Source organism: Sphingomonas pseudosanguinis (assembly GCF_014196255.1).
Taxonomy (GTDB): domain Bacteria; phylum Pseudomonadota; class Alphaproteobacteria; order Sphingomonadales; family Sphingomonadaceae; genus Sphingomonas; species Sphingomonas pseudosanguinis.
Genome location: NZ_JACIDH010000001.1, coordinates 815,681 through 835,010, shown reverse-complemented (window position 1 = coordinate 835,010; position 19,330 = coordinate 815,681). Strand labels below are relative to the sequence as shown.

The 19,330-nt window shown below is 66.8% G+C and carries 11 protein-coding genes; 6 read left to right on the top strand and 5 right to left on the bottom strand.

All coding sequences use genetic code 11. From position 1 onward, the window contains the following. Window positions 1–91: 91 nt before the first annotated feature. On the bottom strand, window positions 92–3,022 hold the full coding sequence (locus GGR48_RS03985) for an L-glutamate gamma-semialdehyde dehydrogenase (RefSeq protein ID WP_183950637.1): 2,931 nt from the start codon (window positions 3,020–3,022) through the stop codon (window positions 92–94). Between the two features lie 541 nt (window positions 3,023–3,563). Here GGR48_RS03985 and GGR48_RS03980 point away from each other — a divergent pair. Beyond that, window positions 3,564–4,043 (top strand): pyridoxamine 5'-phosphate oxidase family protein, encoded by a 480-nt coding sequence (locus GGR48_RS03980; protein WP_183950549.1) that lies wholly within the window; start codon window positions 3,564–3,566, stop codon window positions 4,041–4,043. Between the two features lie 191 nt (window positions 4,044–4,234). Here the strand turns inward: GGR48_RS03980 and GGR48_RS03975 are convergent, their stop codons facing one another. Continuing rightward, window positions 4,235–5,452 (bottom strand): polyhydroxyalkanoate depolymerase, encoded by a 1,218-nt coding sequence (locus GGR48_RS03975; RefSeq protein WP_183950548.1) that lies wholly within the window; start codon window positions 5,450–5,452, stop codon window positions 4,235–4,237. Between the two features lie 209 nt (window positions 5,453–5,661). Between GGR48_RS03975 and GGR48_RS03970 the strand changes: the two genes are divergently transcribed. Continuing rightward, window positions 5,662–7,446: an ABC transporter transmembrane domain-containing protein gene (locus GGR48_RS03970; RefSeq protein WP_183950547.1), complete on the top strand. Its 1,785-nt coding sequence runs from the start codon at window positions 5,662–5,664 to the stop codon at window positions 7,444–7,446. A gap of 240 nt (window positions 7,447–7,686) precedes the next feature. Beyond that, window positions 7,687–9,630 carry a glycoside hydrolase family 84 protein gene (locus tag GGR48_RS03965; RefSeq protein WP_183950546.1) on the top strand — a complete coding sequence of 648 codons (1,944 nt, stop codon included), beginning with the start codon at window positions 7,687–7,689 and terminating at the stop codon, window positions 9,628–9,630. A gap of 146 nt (window positions 9,631–9,776) precedes the next feature. Here the strand turns inward: GGR48_RS03965 and GGR48_RS03960 are convergent, their stop codons facing one another. After that, complete coding sequence (locus GGR48_RS03960; RefSeq protein WP_244954847.1) at window positions 9,777–12,275, bottom strand: family 20 glycosylhydrolase; 2,499 nt, start codon at window positions 12,273–12,275, stop codon at window positions 9,777–9,779. A gap of 243 nt (window positions 12,276–12,518) precedes the next feature. Here GGR48_RS03960 and rnr point away from each other — a divergent pair, with 243 nt between their 5' ends. Together rnr and GGR48_RS03950 are read left to right on the top strand one after the other, a co-directional pair. Continuing rightward, window positions 12,519–14,717: a ribonuclease R gene (gene rnr / locus GGR48_RS03955; protein ID WP_183950544.1), complete on the top strand. Its 2,199-nt coding sequence runs from the start codon at window positions 12,519–12,521 to the stop codon at window positions 14,715–14,717. A 177-nt stretch (window positions 14,718–14,894) separates the two neighbouring features. Continuing rightward, window positions 14,895–15,863, top strand: coding sequence for a glutathione S-transferase family protein (locus GGR48_RS03950; RefSeq protein WP_183950543.1), 969 nt, complete (start codon window positions 14,895–14,897; stop codon window positions 15,861–15,863). Window positions 15,864–15,989: 126 nt separating this feature from the next. On the opposite strand, the gene proS is transcribed toward GGR48_RS03950, so the two are convergent. Beyond that, a complete protein-coding gene (gene proS / locus GGR48_RS03945) occupies window positions 15,990–17,522 on the bottom strand; it encodes a proline--tRNA ligase (RefSeq protein WP_183950542.1) in 1,533 nt (510 codons plus the stop codon). 91 nt (window positions 17,523–17,613) lie between these two features. Here proS and GGR48_RS03940 point away from each other — a divergent pair, with 91 nt between their 5' ends. Continuing rightward, a complete protein-coding gene (locus tag GGR48_RS03940) occupies window positions 17,614–18,510 on the top strand; it encodes a DMT family transporter (RefSeq protein WP_183950541.1) in 897 nt (298 codons plus the stop codon). Window positions 18,511–18,636: 126 nt separating this feature from the next. On the opposite strand, the gene bluB is transcribed toward GGR48_RS03940, so the two are convergent. Further along, on the bottom strand, window positions 18,637–19,260 hold the full coding sequence (gene bluB / locus GGR48_RS03935; protein WP_183950540.1) for a 5,6-dimethylbenzimidazole synthase: 624 nt from the start codon (window positions 19,258–19,260) through the stop codon (window positions 18,637–18,639). Between the last annotated feature and the right edge of the window lie 70 nt (window positions 19,261–19,330).

The following is a 19,330-nucleotide window of genomic DNA, read 5'->3' as shown; positions in this document are numbered from 1 at the left end:
AAGGACTGACGGAGGGGTGTCACGGCCAGCGGGGACACCCCTCCACCAGCTTCGCTGGCCCCCCTCCCCTTACAGGGGAGGAATTGGTTGCTTAGATCCCCCCTTCGTCCAGCGACAACAGCGTGGCGTTGCCGCCCGCCGAGGTCGTGTCGACCGACACCGCCCGCTCCGCGCAGAAGCGATAGAGGTAATGCGGCCCGCCCGCCTTCGGGCCGGTGCCCGACAGGCCCTCGCCACCGAAAGGCTGGCTGCCGACGACCGCGCCGATCATCGAGCGGTTGATGTAGAGATTGCCGACCGCCGCCTCGCTCTCGGCGACTTCGCTCGCGCGGGCGATGCGGCTGTGCAGGCCCATGGTCAGGCCGTAACCCTTGGCATTCACCTTCGCGATCGTCTCGGACAGGGTGCCCGCTTCCCAGGTCGCGACGTGCAGGATCGGGCCGAACCATTCCTGGGTCAGGTCCTCGACGCGGTCGAGCCGGATCAGCGTCGGCGGCACGAACAGGCCGTCGGCGGGCGCATCGAGGGTCTTGATCGTCTGCGTCACCATCGACGCGCGGTACGCCATCAGCTTGTCATAGGCGGCCTGGTCGATCACCGGCCCGACATCGGTCGCCGGATTGCCGGTCGCGCCCAGCACCAGCGTCTCCATCGCGCCCTTCAGCATTTCGATGACATTGTCGGCGACATCGGCCTGCACCAGCAGCAGCCGAAGCGCCGAGCAACGCTGCCCCGCCGAGCGGAAGGACGAGGTGATGACGTCCGCCACCACCTGTTCGGGCAGCGCGGTCGAGTCGACGATCATCGCATTGATGCCGCCGGTCTCGGCGATCAGCGGCACGATCGGGCGATCGTCATCCGCCACCAAAGTCCGCGCGATGCGCTTGGCGGTGGCGGTCGAGCCGGTGAAGGCGACGCCCGCGATCCGGTGATCCTCGGTCAGTGTCTGGCCGACATCCGGGCCGCCGACCGCGAGCAGTAGCGCGTCGCGCGGCACGCCCGCGCGGTACGCCAGCTCGACGGCGGCCTGCGCGATGGCGGGGGTCTGCGGCGCGGGTTTGGCGACGACGGTGTTGCCGGTGACGAGCGCCGCCACCGTCTGGCCCAGGAAGATCGCCAGCGGGAAGTTCCACGGCGCGACCGTCGCCCAGACGCCGCGCCCTTCGAGGTGCAGCGTGTTGCGCTCGCCCGTCGGTCCCGGCAGTTCGACCGAGCCCAGCCGGGCGCGGGCCTGCTGCGCATAGTAACGGCAGAAATCGGCGGCCTCGCGGACCTCGCCGATCGCGTCGGGGATGGTCTTGAATGCTTCCTGCACCAGGATCGCCATCAGCCGCTCGCGGTCCTGCTCCAGCAGGTCGGCGAGCTTTTCCAGTACGCTCGCGCGCGTGTCGAGCGGCGTCGCGTTCCAGGCCGGGAAGGCCGCATGGGCGCGCGCGACCAGCGACGCGACATCGGCGGTGGCGGCGGCCGGCTTCACGGCGGGGGCGTTGACCGCCTTCACCGTCGCATCCAGCGTCGCGACGTCGCTCAGGTCGATCCCGGTCGAGTTGCGATGCCCCGGCGCGAACAGGTCGATGGGCAGCGGGATGCTGGGGTGACGCGCACCACCCACGGCGGCGATCTTGGCGACCGGATCAGCGAGGATATCCGCCTCGGTCAGCCGCGCATCGGCGAGCTGGTGCACGAAGCTGGAGTTCGCGCCATTCTCCAGCAGACGGCGGACCAGATAGGCCAGCAGGTCGCGGTGACCACCGACCGGCGCATAGATACGGCACTTATGGCCATGCTCGCGCACCAGCCGCTCGTACAGGCCGTCGCCCATGCCGTGCAGCCGCTGGAACTCGAAATCATGGGAATTGCCCGCCCATTCCAGGATGGTCGCGACGGTCAGCGCATTGTGGCTGGCAAAGGCGGGGCGGATATTCTCGGCAGCCAGCATGTCCTTGGCGACCGCCAGATAGGATACGTCGGTCGCGGCTTTGCGGGTGAACAGCGGATAGTCGCCCAGCCCCTCGACCTGGGTGCGCTTGATCTCGCTGTCCCAGTACGCGCCCTTAACCAGACGCACGTTCATGATCCGGTCGAGGCCATTGGCCCATGCGATGACCGCGCGCGCGCGCTTGCCATAGGCCTGCACCGCCATGCCGAACCCTTCCCAGCCCTTCAGCGCCGGAAGCGCCGCGACGCCGCCGATGATGTCGAGGCTCATCTCCAGCCGCTCGGACTCCTCGGCATCGACGGTCAGCGCGATGCCCTTGTCCGCCGCCTGCCGCGCCAGCTGCGCCAGCATGTCGGTGAGCGCAGGCACGCACTCATAGGCGCGCGGCAGTTCGTAGCGCGGGTGGAGCGCCGACAGCTTGACCGAGATCGAATGGCCCGCCGCCGGGTCCGAACCCACCGCGTCGATCGCCTTCACATAGGCCTGGAAATAGCGCTCGGCGTCCTCATGGGTGCGCGCCGCCTCGCCCAGCATGTCGAAGCTGGCGGTGAAGCCCTTGTTCTCGGGCTTCTTCATGCGGCGCATCGCTTCCTCGATGGTGCGGCCCATCACGAAGATCTCGCCCATCATCCGCATCGCGGCGCCGACCGCCTGGCGGACGAACGGCTCGCCCGCGCGTGACAACAGCCGCTTGAGCGGCCCCGCCTCGCCCTCGCCGACCAGCGCGCGGCCGACGACCAGCCCCCAGGTGGCCGAGTTGACCAGCTTCGACGCCGACCGCCCGGTATGCGCGCGCCAGTCGGCCTCGCCCAGCTTGTCGGCGATGAGGAGGTCGGCCGTCTCGGGATCGGGCACGCGCAGGAACGCCTCGGCGAGGCTGAGCAGCGCGACGCCCTCGGACGAGTTGAGGCGATATTCCTGGAGGAACTGGTTCACCCAGCCGCGATTCTGCGCCGCGCGAAGATCGGCGAGCAGGCCCGAGGCATGGCCCATGATCCGCTCGCGCGCTTCCGGGGTCGCGGCGGCGCGGTCGAGCAGCGGCTTCAGGACATCGGGTTCGGGCGCACGATACAGCGATTTCATGGTCTTGCGTGCGTCGGCGGTTACGGCAGAGGTCATAGGTCGTCGGGTCCGGTCGGGCGACCCGGCACGCGGTAGGGCGCTGGCGGGTCGCATGGCTATGCTGTGATGGACCAGCGCTTAGCGGGAAATATGGGGATTGGGTATCGTTTGATACGATGTGGGGTGGGGATATCCAGTTTGGAATCTGGCTCATCCATCTGGTATAAAAACGACAGGCGACGGACATCCGCCATTTTGCTGAGTCGCGTTCGTTGCAGCGGTCCCGACTCACGGCCTTTGGGACTCGGGCTGCTAACCGAGTCCCAATCGCCGGCTCAGCGCTGGATCAACTCTATAGCCCTCAGGATCAGGTCTACGAGTTGGATCGAAAAGGCCATCATTCGAAACATGGCGGGTGATTTCATTCGGAATGGTTCCTTGGCGATATTGCCAAGCCCCCCTTCGCTGGCGCGGGGATCAGTTTCCTCTTGTGGGATTTCCTCGCGCAACCATCCCCGCCCCCGCATCGTTCTCCCGCCAAACCCCTGAAAGGAGAGCCGTGATGGCCGATGACAGCCCCCAGGAAATCGCCACCAAGTTCCTCGAAAAGCTGAAGAGCAGCCCGTTCGTCATGATCGGCCTGAACGACGGCCAGCATTCCGAACCGATGACCGCGCAGATCGATGACGATCAGCCCAACACGCTGTTCTTCTTCGCCGGCCGCGACAACCGGATCGCGAGCGGTGGTCAGGCGATGGCGCAGTTCGTCGGCAAGGGCCACGACTTCTTTGCGTGCCTGTCGGGTCATGTCTCGGTCGACAATGACCGCGCGCAGATCGACAAGCTGTGGAATAATCAGGTCGAGGCCTGGTTCCCGGAAGGCAAGTCCGACCCGAACCTGACGCTGCTGCGCTTCGACATCAATTCGGCCGAACTTTGGGAAACCGACATCTCGCTGTCGGGTCGGGTCAAGATGCTGTTCGGCGGTACGATCCGCCCGGACGAGTCGTCCAGCCATGCGGTGGTCGGCTCGGTCGCGTAATCCGCGATCCCCGGAACGCGAAACGCCCGGAGGCCATGGCTTCCGGGCGTTTTTCTATGCCCCACCTATGTCCCCCGCCCCGTTCAGCCTGAGCGAAGTCGAAGGCCAAGGGAAAGCATCAGCCACGCCCTGGGCAAAGGGCATCCCGTGGCCTTCGACTTCGCTCAGGCTGAACGGAAGTGGTGCTGGTATTACCCGTTCGCCTTGATCCACTCCTCGACTACCGGGGCGATGCGGTTGCGCCATTTGGAGCCGTTGAAGATGCCGTAATGGCCGACATTCTCGGCCATATAATAACGCTTCTTGTCCTCCGGCAGATTGGTCGCCAGCGTCAGCGCTGCACGGGTCTGGCCCAAGCCGGAGATGTCATCGCGCTCGCCCTCGATCGCCAGGATGCCGATGTCGGTGATCGCACCCGGGTCGACGCGCTTGCCATGGTGCAGCATCTCGCCCTTGGGCAGCGCGTGACGCTGAAACACCAGTTCGACGGTCTGGAGATAGAATTCCGACGTCATATCGCACACCGCGCGATATTCGTCATAGAAGCGCTTGGTTGCCTCGGCCCCCTCGTCATCGCCCTGGACCAGATGCTTGAACATCTCCCAGTGCGAAATCATGTGGTTGCCCAGGTTCATCGACATGAACCCGGCCAATTGCAGGAAGCCCGGATAGACCCGCCGCCCCGCGCCCGGATAGGTCATCGGCACGGTGGCGATCGCATTCTGCTCGAACCAGGCATGCGGCCGCTCTGTCGCCAGCAGGTTGACGGCGGTCGGCGCCTCGCGCGTATCGACCGGGCCGCCCATCAGCGTCAGCGTGCGCGGGGTGCAGGGATGCTTGTCCGCGCTCATCACGCAGGCAGCGACATAACAGGGCACCGAGGGCTGACAGACCGCCAGCATGTGCGCGCCGGGACCCACTTCGGCCAGGAAATCGATGATGTAATCGACATAATCGTCGAAATCGAACCGTCCCTCCGACAGCGGCACCAGCTTCGCGTCGCGCCAGTCGGTGATATAGACTTCGCAAGTCGGCAACATCCGCTCGACCGTCCCGCGCAGCAGCGTGGCGTAATGGCCCGACATCGGCGCGACGATCAGCAGGCGGGGGCTATCCTCGACGCCCTCGCGGCGGAAGCGCTTGAGCTGACCGAAGGGCTTGCGCGCCACGATCTCTTCGTGAACCACCACCTCGCGCCCGTCGACGACCGTCTTGGTCAGGCCGAAAGCGGGCTTGCCGCGCGGGGCCGAGGCATGGGCGAACACCTCCAGCGCCGATCCCATGATCGCGCCGCCGCCGAAATAGGCAAAGGGATTGGCCGGGTTCTGGAGCAGACCCGCACCGAAATTGGCCAGCGCACTCGCGCCCGCCAGCATCGAGCGTTGCATTTCATAGGCGTCGTACAGCATCGTCGATTCCCTCGCGCTCCACGATCGGGAGCCATGATCGACCCCCGTTTATCACGAAACCGTTTGCGCAAGATGACCATAATATGGCCATCGCGTCATATTGCCCGTGATCCGTCGCTGGGCGTAACGCCCGAAAGCGCCGGAACGATGCGCGATCGCCGTCGCCGGCGTTGAGCCTGCCCCGCAGCGCTGCTAGGCCGCGTGCCATCATGGCCAAATCCGCCGCTGCCCCCAAGCCCGCCGTTCCGCCCAGCCGTCGTCTGAGCAATCTCAAAATGGTCTGGCGCTTCACGCTGCGCTACCCCGCGCATCTGGCGGCGGCCGCGCTGTCGCTGCTGGTCGCGGCCAGCGCGACGCTGTTCATCCCGCGCACCTTTCAGAAGGTGATCGATCACGGCTTCGGCCGGATGAGCGATACCGGCAATATCGCGCCCTATTTCCAGGGGTTGCTGGCGGTGGTGCTGGTGCTGGCGGTGGCGACGGCATTCCGCTTCTACTTCGTATCCTGGCTGGGCGAGCGGACGGTTGCCGACATCCGCGTCGCGGTGCAGGCCAATCTGTTGCGTCTGGCACCGCGCTATTTCGAGGAGAACCGCCCGTCGGAGATCGCCAGCCGGCTGACCGCCGACACCGCGATCATCGAACAGGTGGTCGGCTCGACCGTCTCGATCGCGCTGCGCAACGTCGTGATCGGGATCGGCGGCACCATCTACCTCTTCGCGCTGTCGCCCAAGCTGACGCTGTCGCTGCTGGTCTGCATCCCGCTGATCGTGCTGCCGATCGTGTTGCTCGGCAAAAAGGTGCGCAGCTATTCGCGTGACAGCCAGGACCGGCTGGCGGACATCGGCGCGATCGCCGTCGAGACCTTGGGCGCGATGAAGGTCGTCCAGGCGTTCGGACAGGAACGCCGCGAGGCCGAGCGGTTCGAGCTGGCGGTCAGCAACGGCTTCGCCACCTCGCGCAAGCGCTTCCTGTTGCGCGCGGTGATGACCGCGATGGTCATCGGGCTGTTTTTCGGCGGGCTGACGCTGCTCCTTTGGGAAGCCGTCGCCGATGTCGCCAGCGGGCGGCTGTCAGGCGGATCGCTGACCGCCTTCGTCGTGACGGGCATGCTGGTCGCGGGCTCGTTCCAGGCGCTGACCGAGGTGTGGGGCGACATATTGCGCGCCTCGGGCGCGGCGCAGCGGCTGGCCGAGCTGCTGGCCGAGCAGCCCGAGATCGCGCCGCCCCCCGCCCCCGCCGTGCTGCCCGTGATCCCGATGGGCGCGCTCCGGTTTGACAATGTCGTGTTCCATTATCCGACCCGGCCCGAGGTCGCGGCGCTGAACGACTTCTCGCTCGACATCCGCCCCGGCGAGACGGTGGCGGTGGTTGGCCCGTCGGGCGCGGGCAAGTCGACGCTGTTCCAGCTGGCCGAGCGTTTCTACGATCCGCAAAGCGGCAATATTTCGCTCGACGGGGTTTCCTTGCGCGATGCCGATCCGGGGGCGATCCGCGCGCGCATCGCGATGGTGCCGCAGGAGACGGTGATCTTCGGCGCCTCGGCGCGCGACAATCTCCGCTATGGCCGGTGGGAGGCAAGCGACGACGAACTCTGGGCCGCCGCCGAGGCCGCCAACGCCGCCGACTTCCTGCATGGCCTGCCACAGGGGCTGGACACCTTCCTCGGCGAAGGCGGTGCGCGACTGTCGGGTGGGCAGCGCCAGCGGATCACCATCGCCCGCGCGCTGTTGCGGGACGCGCCGATCCTGTTGCTCGACGAGGCGACGAGTGCGCTGGATGCCGAGAGCGAGCAACTGGTACAACAGGCGCTGGAGCGGTTGATGGCGAACCGCACGACATTGGTGATCGCGCACCGGCTGGCGACCGTGCGCGCCGCCGAGCGGATCGTGGTGATGGATGGCGGGCGGATCGTCGAACAGGGCCGTCATTCCGAGCTGATCGCCGGCGGCGGGCTGTATGCGCGGCTGGCGAGCCTTCAGTTCCACGACTGATATATCCGGTTTAGTACCATTTTATTGCGGGCGATGGCTTCCCGTGGCCTTCGACTACGCTCAGGCTGAACGGATGTTGGCACGCAAACCAATCCCTCGCTCCGTTCAGCCTGAGCGTAGTCGAAGGCCACGTTCCAACCTCACCCGCACCCCCCTGAAATACCGTCCGCAATCGCGCTTGCAGCCCGCCCCCCTCTCCCCTAGGCTCCGACAATACCAGTTAAATACCGGAGATTGAGGATGACGCGGGCGGCAAACAGATGGACGGGCGGCGCGCTGGCGGCGATCACCCTTGCGCTTCTCACCCCGGCGGCGCAGGCCAACCCCGTCACCCTTCCCGCCATCTTCCCGACGCCCGTGTCGATGACGCTGGGGGACGGCACCTTCCCGCTGGGCCGCGCCGCCACGTTGATCGTCGCACCGGGCACCGAGCCGGAGACCGCCGCGCTGGTCCGCACCCTGCTGGTCCAGGCGGGCATCACCGAGATCCAGACCGCCACCCGCCTCCCCGCGACGCCCGACCGTGCGACGATCGTGATCGGCCCCGACAGCGCCGCGCTGGTGCGCGACGCGCTGAACCGCAGCCAGGCGCGCGCCGAGGACAAGCCGGAGGGCTATACGCTCACCACCCGCGCGACCGGTGCCGGCCTGATCACGCTGGCCGGGCATGACGCGGACGGGCTGTTCCACGCCGCGCAAAGCTTTCGCCAGTTGCTGACGCGTAAGACCATCCCCGCGCTGACCATCCGCGACCATCCCGCCATGCCGATCCGCGGCACGATCGAGGGCTTTTACGGCAAGCCCTGGTCGATGGCAGACCGCACCAAGCATCTGAACTTCCTGGGCCAGATGAAGGCCAATACCTATGTCTACAGCCCCAAAGACGATCCCTTCGCACGCGACAAGTGGCGCGAGGCCTATCCGGCGGAGACGCTGAAGGCGCTGGGCACGCTGGTCGCGACCGCGCGCGCCAACCATGTCGATTTCGTCTATGCGATCTCGCCCGGCCCCTCGATCTGCTTCTCCAACCCGGCCGATGAGCAGACGCTGCTGCGCAAATTCGCCGCGCTGCGCGGGATCGGCGTACACAGCTTCTATGTCGCGCTCGACGACATCGAATATCAGAAGTGGAATTGCGAAGCGGACAAGGCCGCCTTCGGCCCCTCGGGTGCGCAGGCGGCCGGGGTCGCCCAGTCCAAGCTGCTGAATGCAGTCCAGGCCGACCTGCTGAAACAGGACCCCGCCGCGCGGCCGCTGATCATGGTGCCGACGGAATATTATGACGCCAAGGAAAGCCCCTATAAGGCGGCGCTGCGCGCGAACCTGAACCCGCGCATCGTCGTGCAGTGGACCGGCACCGATGTCGTGCCGCCCGCCATCTCGGTTCCCGATGCCAAGGCCGCGACCAAGGCGTTCGGGCGCAAGACGCTGCTCTGGGACAATTATCCGGTCAACGACTATGCCAGCTCGGCCGGGCGGCTGCTGCTCGCGCCCTATGCCAAGCGTGAGGCGGGGCTGTCGACCGAGCTGACCGGGATTCTCTCCAACCCGATGAACCAGGAAGCGCCCAGCCGCGTGGCGGTGACCGGGGTCCTCGCCTTTGGCTGGAACGACAAGGGCTATGACGCCGACCGCACCTGGCATTTCGCCGCGCGCGATCTGGCGGGCGATGACGCCCATGCGACGGCCGCGCTGCTGGAACTGTTCGACACCCAGCATCTCGCCCCCACCTTCGGCAGCCAGCCTTGGCAGGAACAGGCCCCCAGGCTGAAGGCGTTGCTCGACCATGTCCGCGAGGCGCTGGCCAATGGCGACGAGGGCGAACGCCGTGCCGCCCTGGCCATGCTGCGGGCCAAAGCCGATGCGATTACCGATGCACCCGACACGATTCGCGCCGGCGTGGTCGACCCCGGCTTTGCCGAACAGGCGCGTCCCTGGCTGGAGGCGATGCAGCTTTGGGGCCGGTCGCTGCAACTGACCGCCGCCGGACTTGCGGCCGCCGATCAGGGGAGCGCCACCGCCACCCGCTATTTCGCCGATGCCGGGCGGATCGCCGCGCAGGCCGCCGCGGTGCAGAGCATCCCCGGCGCGGTCCGCTTCGACGGGCCGATCAAGATCGCCGACGGCGTGCTCGACACGTTCATCGCGGACGCCCCGAGCCTGATCGCGGTCAGTGCCGGATGACATGAAATGAACCCAGCCCCTCCCCTTCAGGGGAGGGGCTGGGGGTGGGGCCCTTCCACAAGCGAGCAGTTTGCGGCGATGCCCCACCCCAACCCCTCCCCTGAAGGGGAGGGGCTCGAGTTGGTTTGATGCAATGTCGTCACGCTCTAGGGCGAAACCGTAATCGTCCGGCTGGCGCGGCGGCCATCGGGGGTGCGGGTGCGAAGCTCGACCGCCCCCGCCACCGCCACCGCCACCGGCCCATCATAGCGCGTCCAGGCGGTGTTACCGGTGCGATACTCGATCGGCGTTCCGGCGAATTCGGCGTTCGCCTCCAGCCTGCCGTTCACGATCCGCGCGCCCGGCGGGGCGAGGCGATAGATCACGCCCGCCCGGTCGAGCAGCCGCATCTGAACACCCATCCGTCCGGCGAAATCCTGCCATCCGGCGAGCAGCTTGGCCCGATCGACGCGCTTGTCGTTCGGCTGATAGCCTGCGCCTGCGACATAGGCCGGTTCCCAGTCCGGCTTCCTCCACGCCCGCTCGGCCAGCGCCAGCAGGCGGGGGAACAACATGTAATCGACCTGGCTGTCACGGCGCACCGTCTCGCTCCACAACTGCGCCTGTAGCCCCGCGATGCTACGACCGGGCTGGAGCGGTACGGTGTCGGCAATGGCCTTGGGCTGGGCGAGGATATTGGGGATCAGCGCGGCGTTCGCGGCGAGATTGCCCGGCATGAAACCGAACACCTGGAAACTGTCCACCCCGCGCGAGGCCCAGTCATAACCCGTCTCGTTCGGATCGGCGGCATAGGGCATGTCGAAATAGCCGAGATCGGGGATCGACAGCACCGTCTTCCAACCGCGATTGGCCTGTCCATGCGCCTCGGCCACGCCGCCCGCATGCAGGTTGCTCCAGATATTCGTCTGGACGTTTGCGGGCATCTTGGCCGGGTCGGTATGGCCCAGCCCGTCGCTCCACCCCGCGACCGCGATACCGCGCTTGGCGAGGTCGGCGGAAATCCGCTCGATGAAGTACGCGCCCAATTGCTTGGGCTGCATGCCGGTTTTCGCCATCATCACCTTACAGGCGGGCGACTGGACCCAGGCGCCCGCCGTCTCGTCCGCGCCGATGTGATAGGTGGTCAGCGGCACGCCCGCCGCCTTATGCAGCGCGGCGATGTCGTTGATCACCGTGTCGATGAAGCGATAGGTGCTGTCGATACAGACGTTCAGCGTATTATCGTCATAATGCTGGACGCTGGAATAGCGGGTGGTGTCGCCCGGCTCGACCAGCCTGAAACGCTCGGCCGCCGCCTTGTCGCCCTTCGCCAGCAACCGCTGATAGCGTACCTCCATCGACCGGATCGCCGCGCGCGAATGGCCGGGCATGTCGAAGGACGGGATGACGGCGATCTGCCGCGCCTTGGCGGCGCGCAGTATTTCGGAATAATCGGCGGCGGTCAGATAGCCGTTGGTCGGGGCATCCCTGGCCGGGTCCGCGCCGAGCTGCGGTTGCAGACACGTCTTTTCGCTCAGGTCGGCGCAGCGATAGGCCCCCACCTCGGTCAGTTCGGGCAGGCTCGCGATCTGCAACCGCCAGCCCTCGTCATCGCCCAGATGGAGATGGAGTGTGTTGAGCTTGTACGCCGCCATCTGCTCGACCAGCTTCAGGATTTCGGCCTTGCTGTGGAAGTTGCGCGCCAGATCGATGTGCAGCCCGCGAAAGCCGTAGCGCGGCGCGTCCTCGACGATCAGCGGGCGGAGCGTCGTCCCCTCCGCTGCCATCTGCTGCGCCAGCGAGCGTAGGCCATAGGACGCCCCCGCCGCGTCCGCCGCCGTTACGGTCACGCCGCCCTGCCCGATGGCCAAACGATAACCTTCAGGTGCGATCCCCGCCTGCTTGCGGATGGTCAGCGGCACTGTGCCCATCGGCAATCCGGCCAGCGCGGGCGCGATGGCGGCGCGGGTGAATCCTTGCGTCGTGATGCGCAGCCCCTTGGACAGGTCGACCGGCGCACCGGCCGGGCGCGTGACCTTCATCGGCTTGGGCAGGATCGCGACATCGACCGGCGTGGCCGCGCCGCGCTCGGCATAAAGCGCAAAGGCGCGTTCGGGCGTCCTCCACACGGTCTGGTCGTCGGGCGCACTGCGGGCAAGCGCGGCTTCGTCGGTCATCGGCGCGACGAAGGGCAACGTCTCCAGCCCCGTCTCGGCATCGGTCCCCGTCCGGGTCGCGGCAATCACGCGCGGCGTCAGGCCCGTCACGGCCAGCGTTGCATTCGGCATCATGTGGTTACGCGAGAAGAACGCACCCAGGCCGGTCAGCTTTACATGATAGGTCTGGCCCGGCTTCAACGACTGGCCCGGCTTCAGCGTCAGGACGTTGAGGTCGCCGTTGATCGTTCGGTTGTCGAACACGTCGCTGTCGATCTTCAACACCGGATTGACCAGGCTGTAGCGGATTTCGACCGGCAGGCTGGGCGCGCCTTCGGGCACGGCGATGGCGATGTCCGCCTCGAAACAGCGCGGGGTGCCGGTCGGACAGGATGCCGGGCGGTTGGTCAGGATCGTGTAGCGATAGCCCAGCGTCGCGGCCAGCCGGTCCAGATCGGCCTGTGCGCTCGGCGCCGCCGCCAGGATCGCGGCCGAAGCCCATAATGTCATCATGTTCTGCCCGTCCCGCTACGCCATACTGGTATTACATTGGATCATGACCTTACTCTTCCTCCCCTGCAAGGGGAGGGGAACCAGCGAAGCTGGTGGAGGGGTGTAACCGGTTGTTATGGCAGACTGTCCTCGCCAATGGTGACACCCCTCCGTCAGGGCTGCGCCCTGCCACCTCCCCTTGCAGGGGAGGAATGGACGTCCGGGGGTGACGCCGCCCGCCCTACCCCCTATCTCCACCTTATGAAAAAACCCCAGCCGGGTCTGCCGACCCGTGAGCAAATCCTCGCCTTCATCGAACAGTCGGACCAGCCCGCTGGCAAGCGCGAGATCGCGCGCGCTTTCGGTCTCTCCGCGCAGGAGAAGATCGGGCTGAAGGCGCTGCTCAAGGACATGGCCGATGAAGGGCTGATCGACAGCGCGCCGGGCCGCGCCTTCCACAAGATGGGCGGGCTGCCCAAGGTGACGGTGCTGCGCATCGTCGATGTCGATGACGGCGGCAATGTCTGGGGCCAGCCGGAGCGTTGGGAAGCGGACGGCATTCCCATCCCCCGGCTGCGCATCCGCGAGCGCAAGCGCGGGAGCCTCGGCATCGGGCAGCGGGTGCTGGCGCGCACCGAGGAAGCGGGCGGCGGCTGGATCGCGCATGTCATGAAGACGATCGCGCCCGCCTCCGAACAGGTGCTGGGCGTGCTGCGCGAGGAGGCGGGGCGTTTCTGGCTGACCAGCGTCGACAAGAAGGATCGGCGCGAGATGATGGTGTCGGACACCGGCGGCGCGGAAGCGGGCGACCTGGTGCTGGCCGAAAAGGCGGGCCGCCCGCCGCGCATCACCGCCAAGGTGGTCGAGCGGCTGGGCGATCCCTTCGCCCCGCGCAGCTTCTCGCTGATCGCGATCCACAAGTTCGAAATCCCCGACCGTTTCCAGCCCGAAACGCTGGAGGAGGCCGAGCGGGTCGCGCGCCAGCCGCTGGGCGATGATCGCGAAGACCTGCGCGACCTGCCCATCGTCGCGATCGATCCCGTCGATGCGCGCGACCATGACGATGCGGTCTGGGCCGCACCCGACGATGATCCCGCCAACCCGGAAGGCTGGCGCGCCATCGTCGCCATTGCGGACGTCAGCTTCTATGTCCGTCCCGGCTCGGCGATCGACACGGACGCCCGGCGGCGCGGCAACTCGGTCTATTTCCCCGATCGGGTCGTGCCGATGCTGCCCGAAATCCTGTCGGCGGATGTCTGTTCGCTGAAGGAAGGCGAGGACCGCGCCGCGCTCGCCTGCCATCTCCAGGTGACGAAGGGCGGCAAGCTCAAGAGCTTCCGCTTCACCCGCGCGGTCGTGCGGCTGGCGGCGAACATCGCTTATGAGGATGCGCAGGCCGCGATCGACGGCGAACTGTCTCACCCGCTGACCGAGACGGCGCTGCGGCCGCTCTGGGACTGCTGGGCCGCGCTCGCCAAGGCGCGCGACGATCGCGAGCCGCTGGACCTCGACCTGCCCGAGCGGCGCGTGGTGCTCGATCAGAATGGCCGCATCCTGTCGGTCGCGCCGCGCGCGCGGCTGGATGCCCACCGGCTGATCGAGGATTACATGATCGCCGCCAACGTCGCCGCCGCCAAGGCGCTGGAGGCGAAGAAGGCCCCCGTCATGTACCGCGTCCACGAGGTGCCCAGCCGTACCAAGCTGGTCGCGCTGAAGGAATATCTCGAGACCTTCGACATCCCCTTCGCCATGGGTCAGGTGATCCGTCCCGTGACCTTTAACCGGATCATCGACAAGATTGGCGATGCGGATTTCAAGCCGCAGGTGATGGAGCAGATCCTGCGCTCGCAGACCCAGGCCTATTATGCGCCGGTCAATCAGGGGCATTTCGGCCTGTCGCTGGGCTCCTATGCGCATTTCACCTCGCCGATCCGGCGCTATGCCGATCTTGTCGTCCACCGCGCGCTGGTGGGGGCGTACAAGCTGGGCGACGGCGGGTTGCTGCCCGAAGGCGAGGAGATGGAACGGCTGGGCACCTCGATCAGCCAATATGAGCGCCGCGCGATGGAGGCGGAGCGCGAGACCATCGACCGCTATGTCGCGGCGTATCTGTCCGAGCATGTCGGGCAGGTGGTCGAGACGCGGATCACCGGCGTCACCAATTTCGGCTTCTTCGCCACCGTCGACGGCGTCGGCGGCGACGGTCTGATGCCGATCCGCGACCTGGGCGGCGATTACTTCCATTATGACGAAAGCTCGCAGCAGTTGCTCGGCGAGACGACGCGGGAAATCTACAAGCTGGGCCAGCGCCTGCCGCTGCGCCTGGCCGAGGCGAACCCGGTGTCGGGGGCGCTGCGCTTCGAACTTCCCGACGGCAAGGGTGCTGCCTCCGAGCCGCGTCGGGTGCTGAAACGGCGCGGGCGGCCCGCCAATATCCGCCACAACGGCAAGCGGCGCTAATCCTCCCCGGCACGGGGAGGGGGACCAGCGAAGCTGGTGGAGGGGGATCGCCACATAGGACACCCTATGAGGAAGCCCCCTCCGTCAGGCCTTCGGCCTGCCACCTCCCCGTGCGGGGGAGGATCTTTGGGATCGCTCCTCTCCCCCATGCGTACCCTCCATCAAAGGAGATCACGCATGGGCAATATGGTGGACGGCGTCTGGCACGCCGATGGGCTGTTCAAGTCGGACGAGAAGGGCAGCTTCAAGCGCCCCGATTCCGGTTTCCGCGACTGGGTGACGGCGGATGGCGGCCCTGGCCCCGACGGCCAGACCGGCCACCGCGCCGAGGCGGGGCGTTATCACCTCTATGTCTCCTATGCCTGCCCCTGGGCGCATCGCACATTGATCGTCCGCGCGCTCAAAGGTCTGGAGGACATGATCGATGTGTCGGTGGTCGATCCGCTGATGCGCGAGCATGGCTGGACCTTTGCGACGGAGCGGGGCGGGACCGGCGACACCCTGCATGGCTCCGATTATCTGTGGCAGCTCTATGGCCGCGCGCGGGACGGCTATAGCGGCAAGGTTACGGTGCCGGTCCTATGGGACAAACAGCGCGACACGATCGTCAGCAATGAGTCCGCTGAGATCATCCGTATGTTCAATACCGCCTTTGACGGGCTGGGCGCGCGGGCGGGGGATTACTACCCCGTCGAGCTTCGCGACGAGATCGATGCGGTCAACGCACCCGTCTATGACCGGGTGAATAACGGCGTGTACAAATGCGGCTTCGCCAAGACGCAAGAGGCGTATGACGATGCGGTCGGGCCGCTATTCGCAGAGCTGGATTCGCTGGAGGAGCGACTGACGGGCCGCGATTGGCTGGTCGGCGATCGGATGACCGAGGCCGACATACGCCTGTTCACCACGCTCGTGCGGTTCGATGCAGTCTATCACGGGCATTTCAAATGCAATGTCCGGCGAGTGCAGGATTATCCGGCGCTGGAGGGATTGCTGGAGCGGATGCTGGCGATCCCGGAGATTGCGGAGACGGTGCATCTGGGTCACATCAAGACGCATTATTATGCCAGCCATCTGGAGTTGAACCCGACCGGGATCGTGCCCGCCGGGCCGGATTTGCCGTGGGCGGGGTTGGTGATGAGCTAGCCCCTCTTCTTAGCCCCTCCCGCAGGCGGGAGGGGTTTGGGGAGGGCAAGGAGTCTCACCGAGGCCATCGCCCGTGGCGTTCCCTCCCCCCAGCCCCCTCCCGCCTGCGGGAGGGGGAGTCTATTATCAGTACGCCCGCCCGATCAGGACCCGCTCCACGGCCTCGCGGCCGGTGAAGATGCAGGGCCCGTCGTCGCAGCCGGTCTGCCCCATCGGCGCATTGCGGATGGTCAGCTTGAGGCCCTTCAGCTTTTCGACCACCTGGTCCAGTTCGGCACCCGTGGGCTTGGCCCAGCGGACATCGACCCAGCCGGGGTTCTTAACGCCGTCTGCGAAGTGCGCCTCGACGCCCGCCCAGTCGTCGACGGGCACGATCTGTGCCTTCAACCGCTCGGCCGACTGGCGGTGCAGTTCGCCTTGGATGTCCGCCAGCAGATCGGCGACGCCCGACACGAAATCCTCACGCGGCTGAACGACCGAGTCCAGCTTGCCGTCCTCGCGGTACAGCCGGTCGCGGCGGATGACCGAGACGTTGCCGCCCGCCATGTCGCGACCGCCGACCTCGATGATGACCGGCGCGCCCTTCTTGACCCAGCCCCAGCGCTTGTTGGCGGCCTTTTGCGCACGCGCATCGACCATCGCGCGGATCGGTTCGCCCAGTGCGGCGCCGCCAACCAGCTCCTTTTGCAGGTCGCGGCAATAGGCCAGCAGCGGCTCGTCCTCGGGCTGGTCGCGCAGCATCGGGACGATCACCACCTGCCACGGTGCGACCTTGGGCGGCACGCGCATGCCGTCATCGTCGCCGTGCACCATGATCATTGCGCCGATGGTGCGCGTGGTCATGCCCCAGCTGGTCGTCTGCGCATAATCCAGCCCGCCCTCGGCATTCTGGAAGCGGATATTCTGCGCCTTGGCGAAATTGTCGCCCAGGAAATGGCTGGTTGCCGTTTGCAGGGCCTTGCCGTCCTGCATCATGGCCTCGATCGAATAGGTCGCGACCGCACCGGGGAAGCGTTCATTCTCCGGCTTCTCGCCCGCGATGACATGCACGCCCAGACAATCCTCGGCGAAGGTCCGATAGACTTCCAGCATCTGGAGCGTCTCGGCGCGCGCTTCGTCGACCGTGGCATGGGCGGTATGCCCTTCCTGCCACAGGAATTCGGCGGTGCGCAGGAACATGCGGGTGCGCATTTCCCAGCGGACGACGTTCGCCCACTGGTTGATGAGCACCGGCAGGTCGCGCCACGACTGGACCCAGCGGGCAAAGGCGGTGCCGATCACCGTCTCCGAGGTCGGGCGCACGACCAACGGCTCTTCCAGCTTCGCCTCAGGGTCGGGGACCAGCCCGCCCTTGCCGTCCGCGATCAGCCGGTGATGCGTGACGACCGCCATTTCCTTGGCGAAGCCGTCGACATGCTCGGCTTCCTTCTCGAAATAGGACAGCGGGATGAAGAGCGGGAAATAGCAATTCTCATGCCCCGTCGCCTTGATCCGGTCGTCGAGCAGGCGCTGGATACGCTCCCAGATGCCATAGCCCCAGGGGCGGATGACCATGCAGCCACGGACGCCCGATTCCTCGGCTAGATCGCCCTCGGCGATGACGGACTGATACCAGGCGGAGAAATCCGCGTCGCGGGTGACGGGCAGAGCGTGCTTCATGCCCGCCCGATAGCGGCAAAGACCCGGTCTCGCCAAGGGGGCGGGCGCATGCGGCCTTTCGCCACCGCGCCGCACGGGCTAGGAGCCCCCCATGTCCGATGACCGCGTGCTCAAAGGCATCGGCCTGCGCCTGATCGCCATCTTCTTCCTGTCGACCATGTCGGCCTTCGTGAAGCTGGCCGAATCGCGCGGGGCGACGCTTTCCGAGACCATGTTCTTTCGCCAGCTCTGCGCGCTGCCGGTCGTGCTGGCCTTCGTCCTGGCGGGGCCGGGCCTCCAGTCGTTGCGCACCCAGCGGCTGCAAGGTCATGCCAAGCGGGCGATGGTCGGGCTGGTCGGTATGGTCTTTACCTTCGGCGCGGTCATGCTGCTGCCGCTGGCCGAGGCGACGACGTTTCAGTTCACCGTGCCGATCTTCGCGACATTGCTGGGCGCGCTGGTGCTGGGTGAGAAGACGGGATGGCAGCGCTGGAGCGCGGTGCTGGTCGGCTTTGTGGGCGTGCTGCTGGTCGTGCGTCCGGGCGCGAGCGACATGTCGCTATTCGGGGCGTTCGTGGGCCTGATGGCGGCGATGTTCGTCGCGATCGTGGCCATCGTCCTGCGCCAGTTGCGGGACGAACCGGCGACGACGACCGTCTTCTATTTCACCGTCCTGACCCTGCCCTTCATCGCGGTGCCATACGCCTTTCACCTGAAGATGCACGATACGCTGACCTGGGTGGTGCTCGTCTCGATCGGGCTGGCGGGCGGCTTGGGCCAACTGGCCCTGACCGGCGCATCGCGGCTGGCGCCGGTCGCGGCGGTGGTGCCGATGGACTATTCGGGGCTGATCTGGGCGACCGTCTATGGCTGGCTGATCTTCGGGGTGCTGCCCACGGCGGGGACCTGGGCGGGTGCGCCGGTGATCATCACCAGCGGGCTGTTCATCGTCTGGCGCGAACAGAGACTGGGCAAGCAGCAGACGAGTTCGGCAGCGGTCGAGGATTGAGTTTATTCCTCCCCTGGAAGGGGAGGTGGCAGCACGAAGTGCTGACGGAGGGGTGTCACGGCCAGCGGGGACACCCCTCCACCATCCTTCGGATGGTCCCCCTCCCCTTGCAGGGGAGGAAATTTATTAGCGCACCTCCCACCGCGTGGGCGCATTTTCCTGCCATCCGGCCCGGTGGAGCAGCGGCATATCGTCGTCCCATTCGGCATGGCCGAGGCAGAGATAGGCGGTAAAGGCCCAGTCCTCCGGCACCGCGAAGATCCGCTCCATCGCGGCGGGGTCGAGGATCGAGACCATCCCCATCCCCAGATTGGCCGCGCGCGCCGCCAGCCACAGCGTGTGGATCGCCATCGCGGTCGACTGGCGCAGCGTTTCCGGCATGGTGCGGCGGCCCAGGCCGTGCCCCTCGGCCGGGTCGATATGGGTGAAGACCGCCAATTGCACCGGCGCGGCGTCCAGCCCGGCGAGCTTGAGCGCGCGGTAGGCGGCGGCCTGTTGATCGGCATAGTCCGCCGCCGCCGCCTCGTCGCAGCGTTGGAAATCGGCGCGGACGGCGGTGCGCAAGGCCGGGTCCTCGACCCGGATCACCCGCCAGGGGCGGGCATTGCCGACCGAGGGCGCGAGCGCCATCGTTTCGGCCAGTCGGGCCAGCACCGCTTCGTCCACAGGGTCGCTGCGGAAATGCCGGACATCGCGCCGCCAGCGCAGGATCGATTCCAGCGTCCCGGCTTGGCTTTCGTCAAAGCGCATGGCGTTCCCCTTGCCGGTCCGGAACATCCCGCTTTGCTCGTGCGTCCGCCTGCGTGAGGTTCAATCGATT

Bases quoted from the DNA above. Each gene is read 5' to 3' on its own strand.
- GGR48_RS03985 (WP_183950637.1), bottom strand. From the start codon at position 3,022: ATGAAATCGCTGTATCGTGCGCCCGAACCCGATGTCCTGAAGCCGCTG.
- GGR48_RS03980 (WP_183950549.1), top strand. From the start codon at position 3,564: ATGGCCGATGACAGCCCCCAGGAAATCGCCACCAAGTTCCTCGAAAAG.
- GGR48_RS03975 (WP_183950548.1), bottom strand. From the start codon at position 5,452: ATGCTGTACGACGCCTATGAAATGCAACGCTCGATGCTGGCGGGCGCG.
- GGR48_RS03970 (WP_183950547.1), top strand. From the start codon at position 5,662: ATGGCCAAATCCGCCGCTGCCCCCAAGCCCGCCGTTCCGCCCAGCCGT.
- GGR48_RS03965 (WP_183950546.1), top strand. From the start codon at position 7,687: ATGACGCGGGCGGCAAACAGATGGACGGGCGGCGCGCTGGCGGCGATC.
- GGR48_RS03960 (WP_244954847.1), bottom strand. From the start codon at position 12,275: ATGACATTATGGGCTTCGGCCGCGATCCTGGCGGCGGCGCCGAGCGCA.
- rnr (WP_183950544.1), top strand. From the start codon at position 12,519: ATGAAAAAACCCCAGCCGGGTCTGCCGACCCGTGAGCAAATCCTCGCC.
- GGR48_RS03950 (WP_183950543.1), top strand. From the start codon at position 14,895: ATGGGCAATATGGTGGACGGCGTCTGGCACGCCGATGGGCTGTTCAAG.
- proS (WP_183950542.1), bottom strand. From the start codon at position 17,522: ATGAAGCACGCTCTGCCCGTCACCCGCGACGCGGATTTCTCCGCCTGG.
- GGR48_RS03940 (WP_183950541.1), top strand. From the start codon at position 17,614: ATGTCCGATGACCGCGTGCTCAAAGGCATCGGCCTGCGCCTGATCGCC.
- bluB (WP_183950540.1), bottom strand. From the start codon at position 19,260: ATGCGCTTTGACGAAAGCCAAGCCGGGACGCTGGAATCGATCCTGCGC.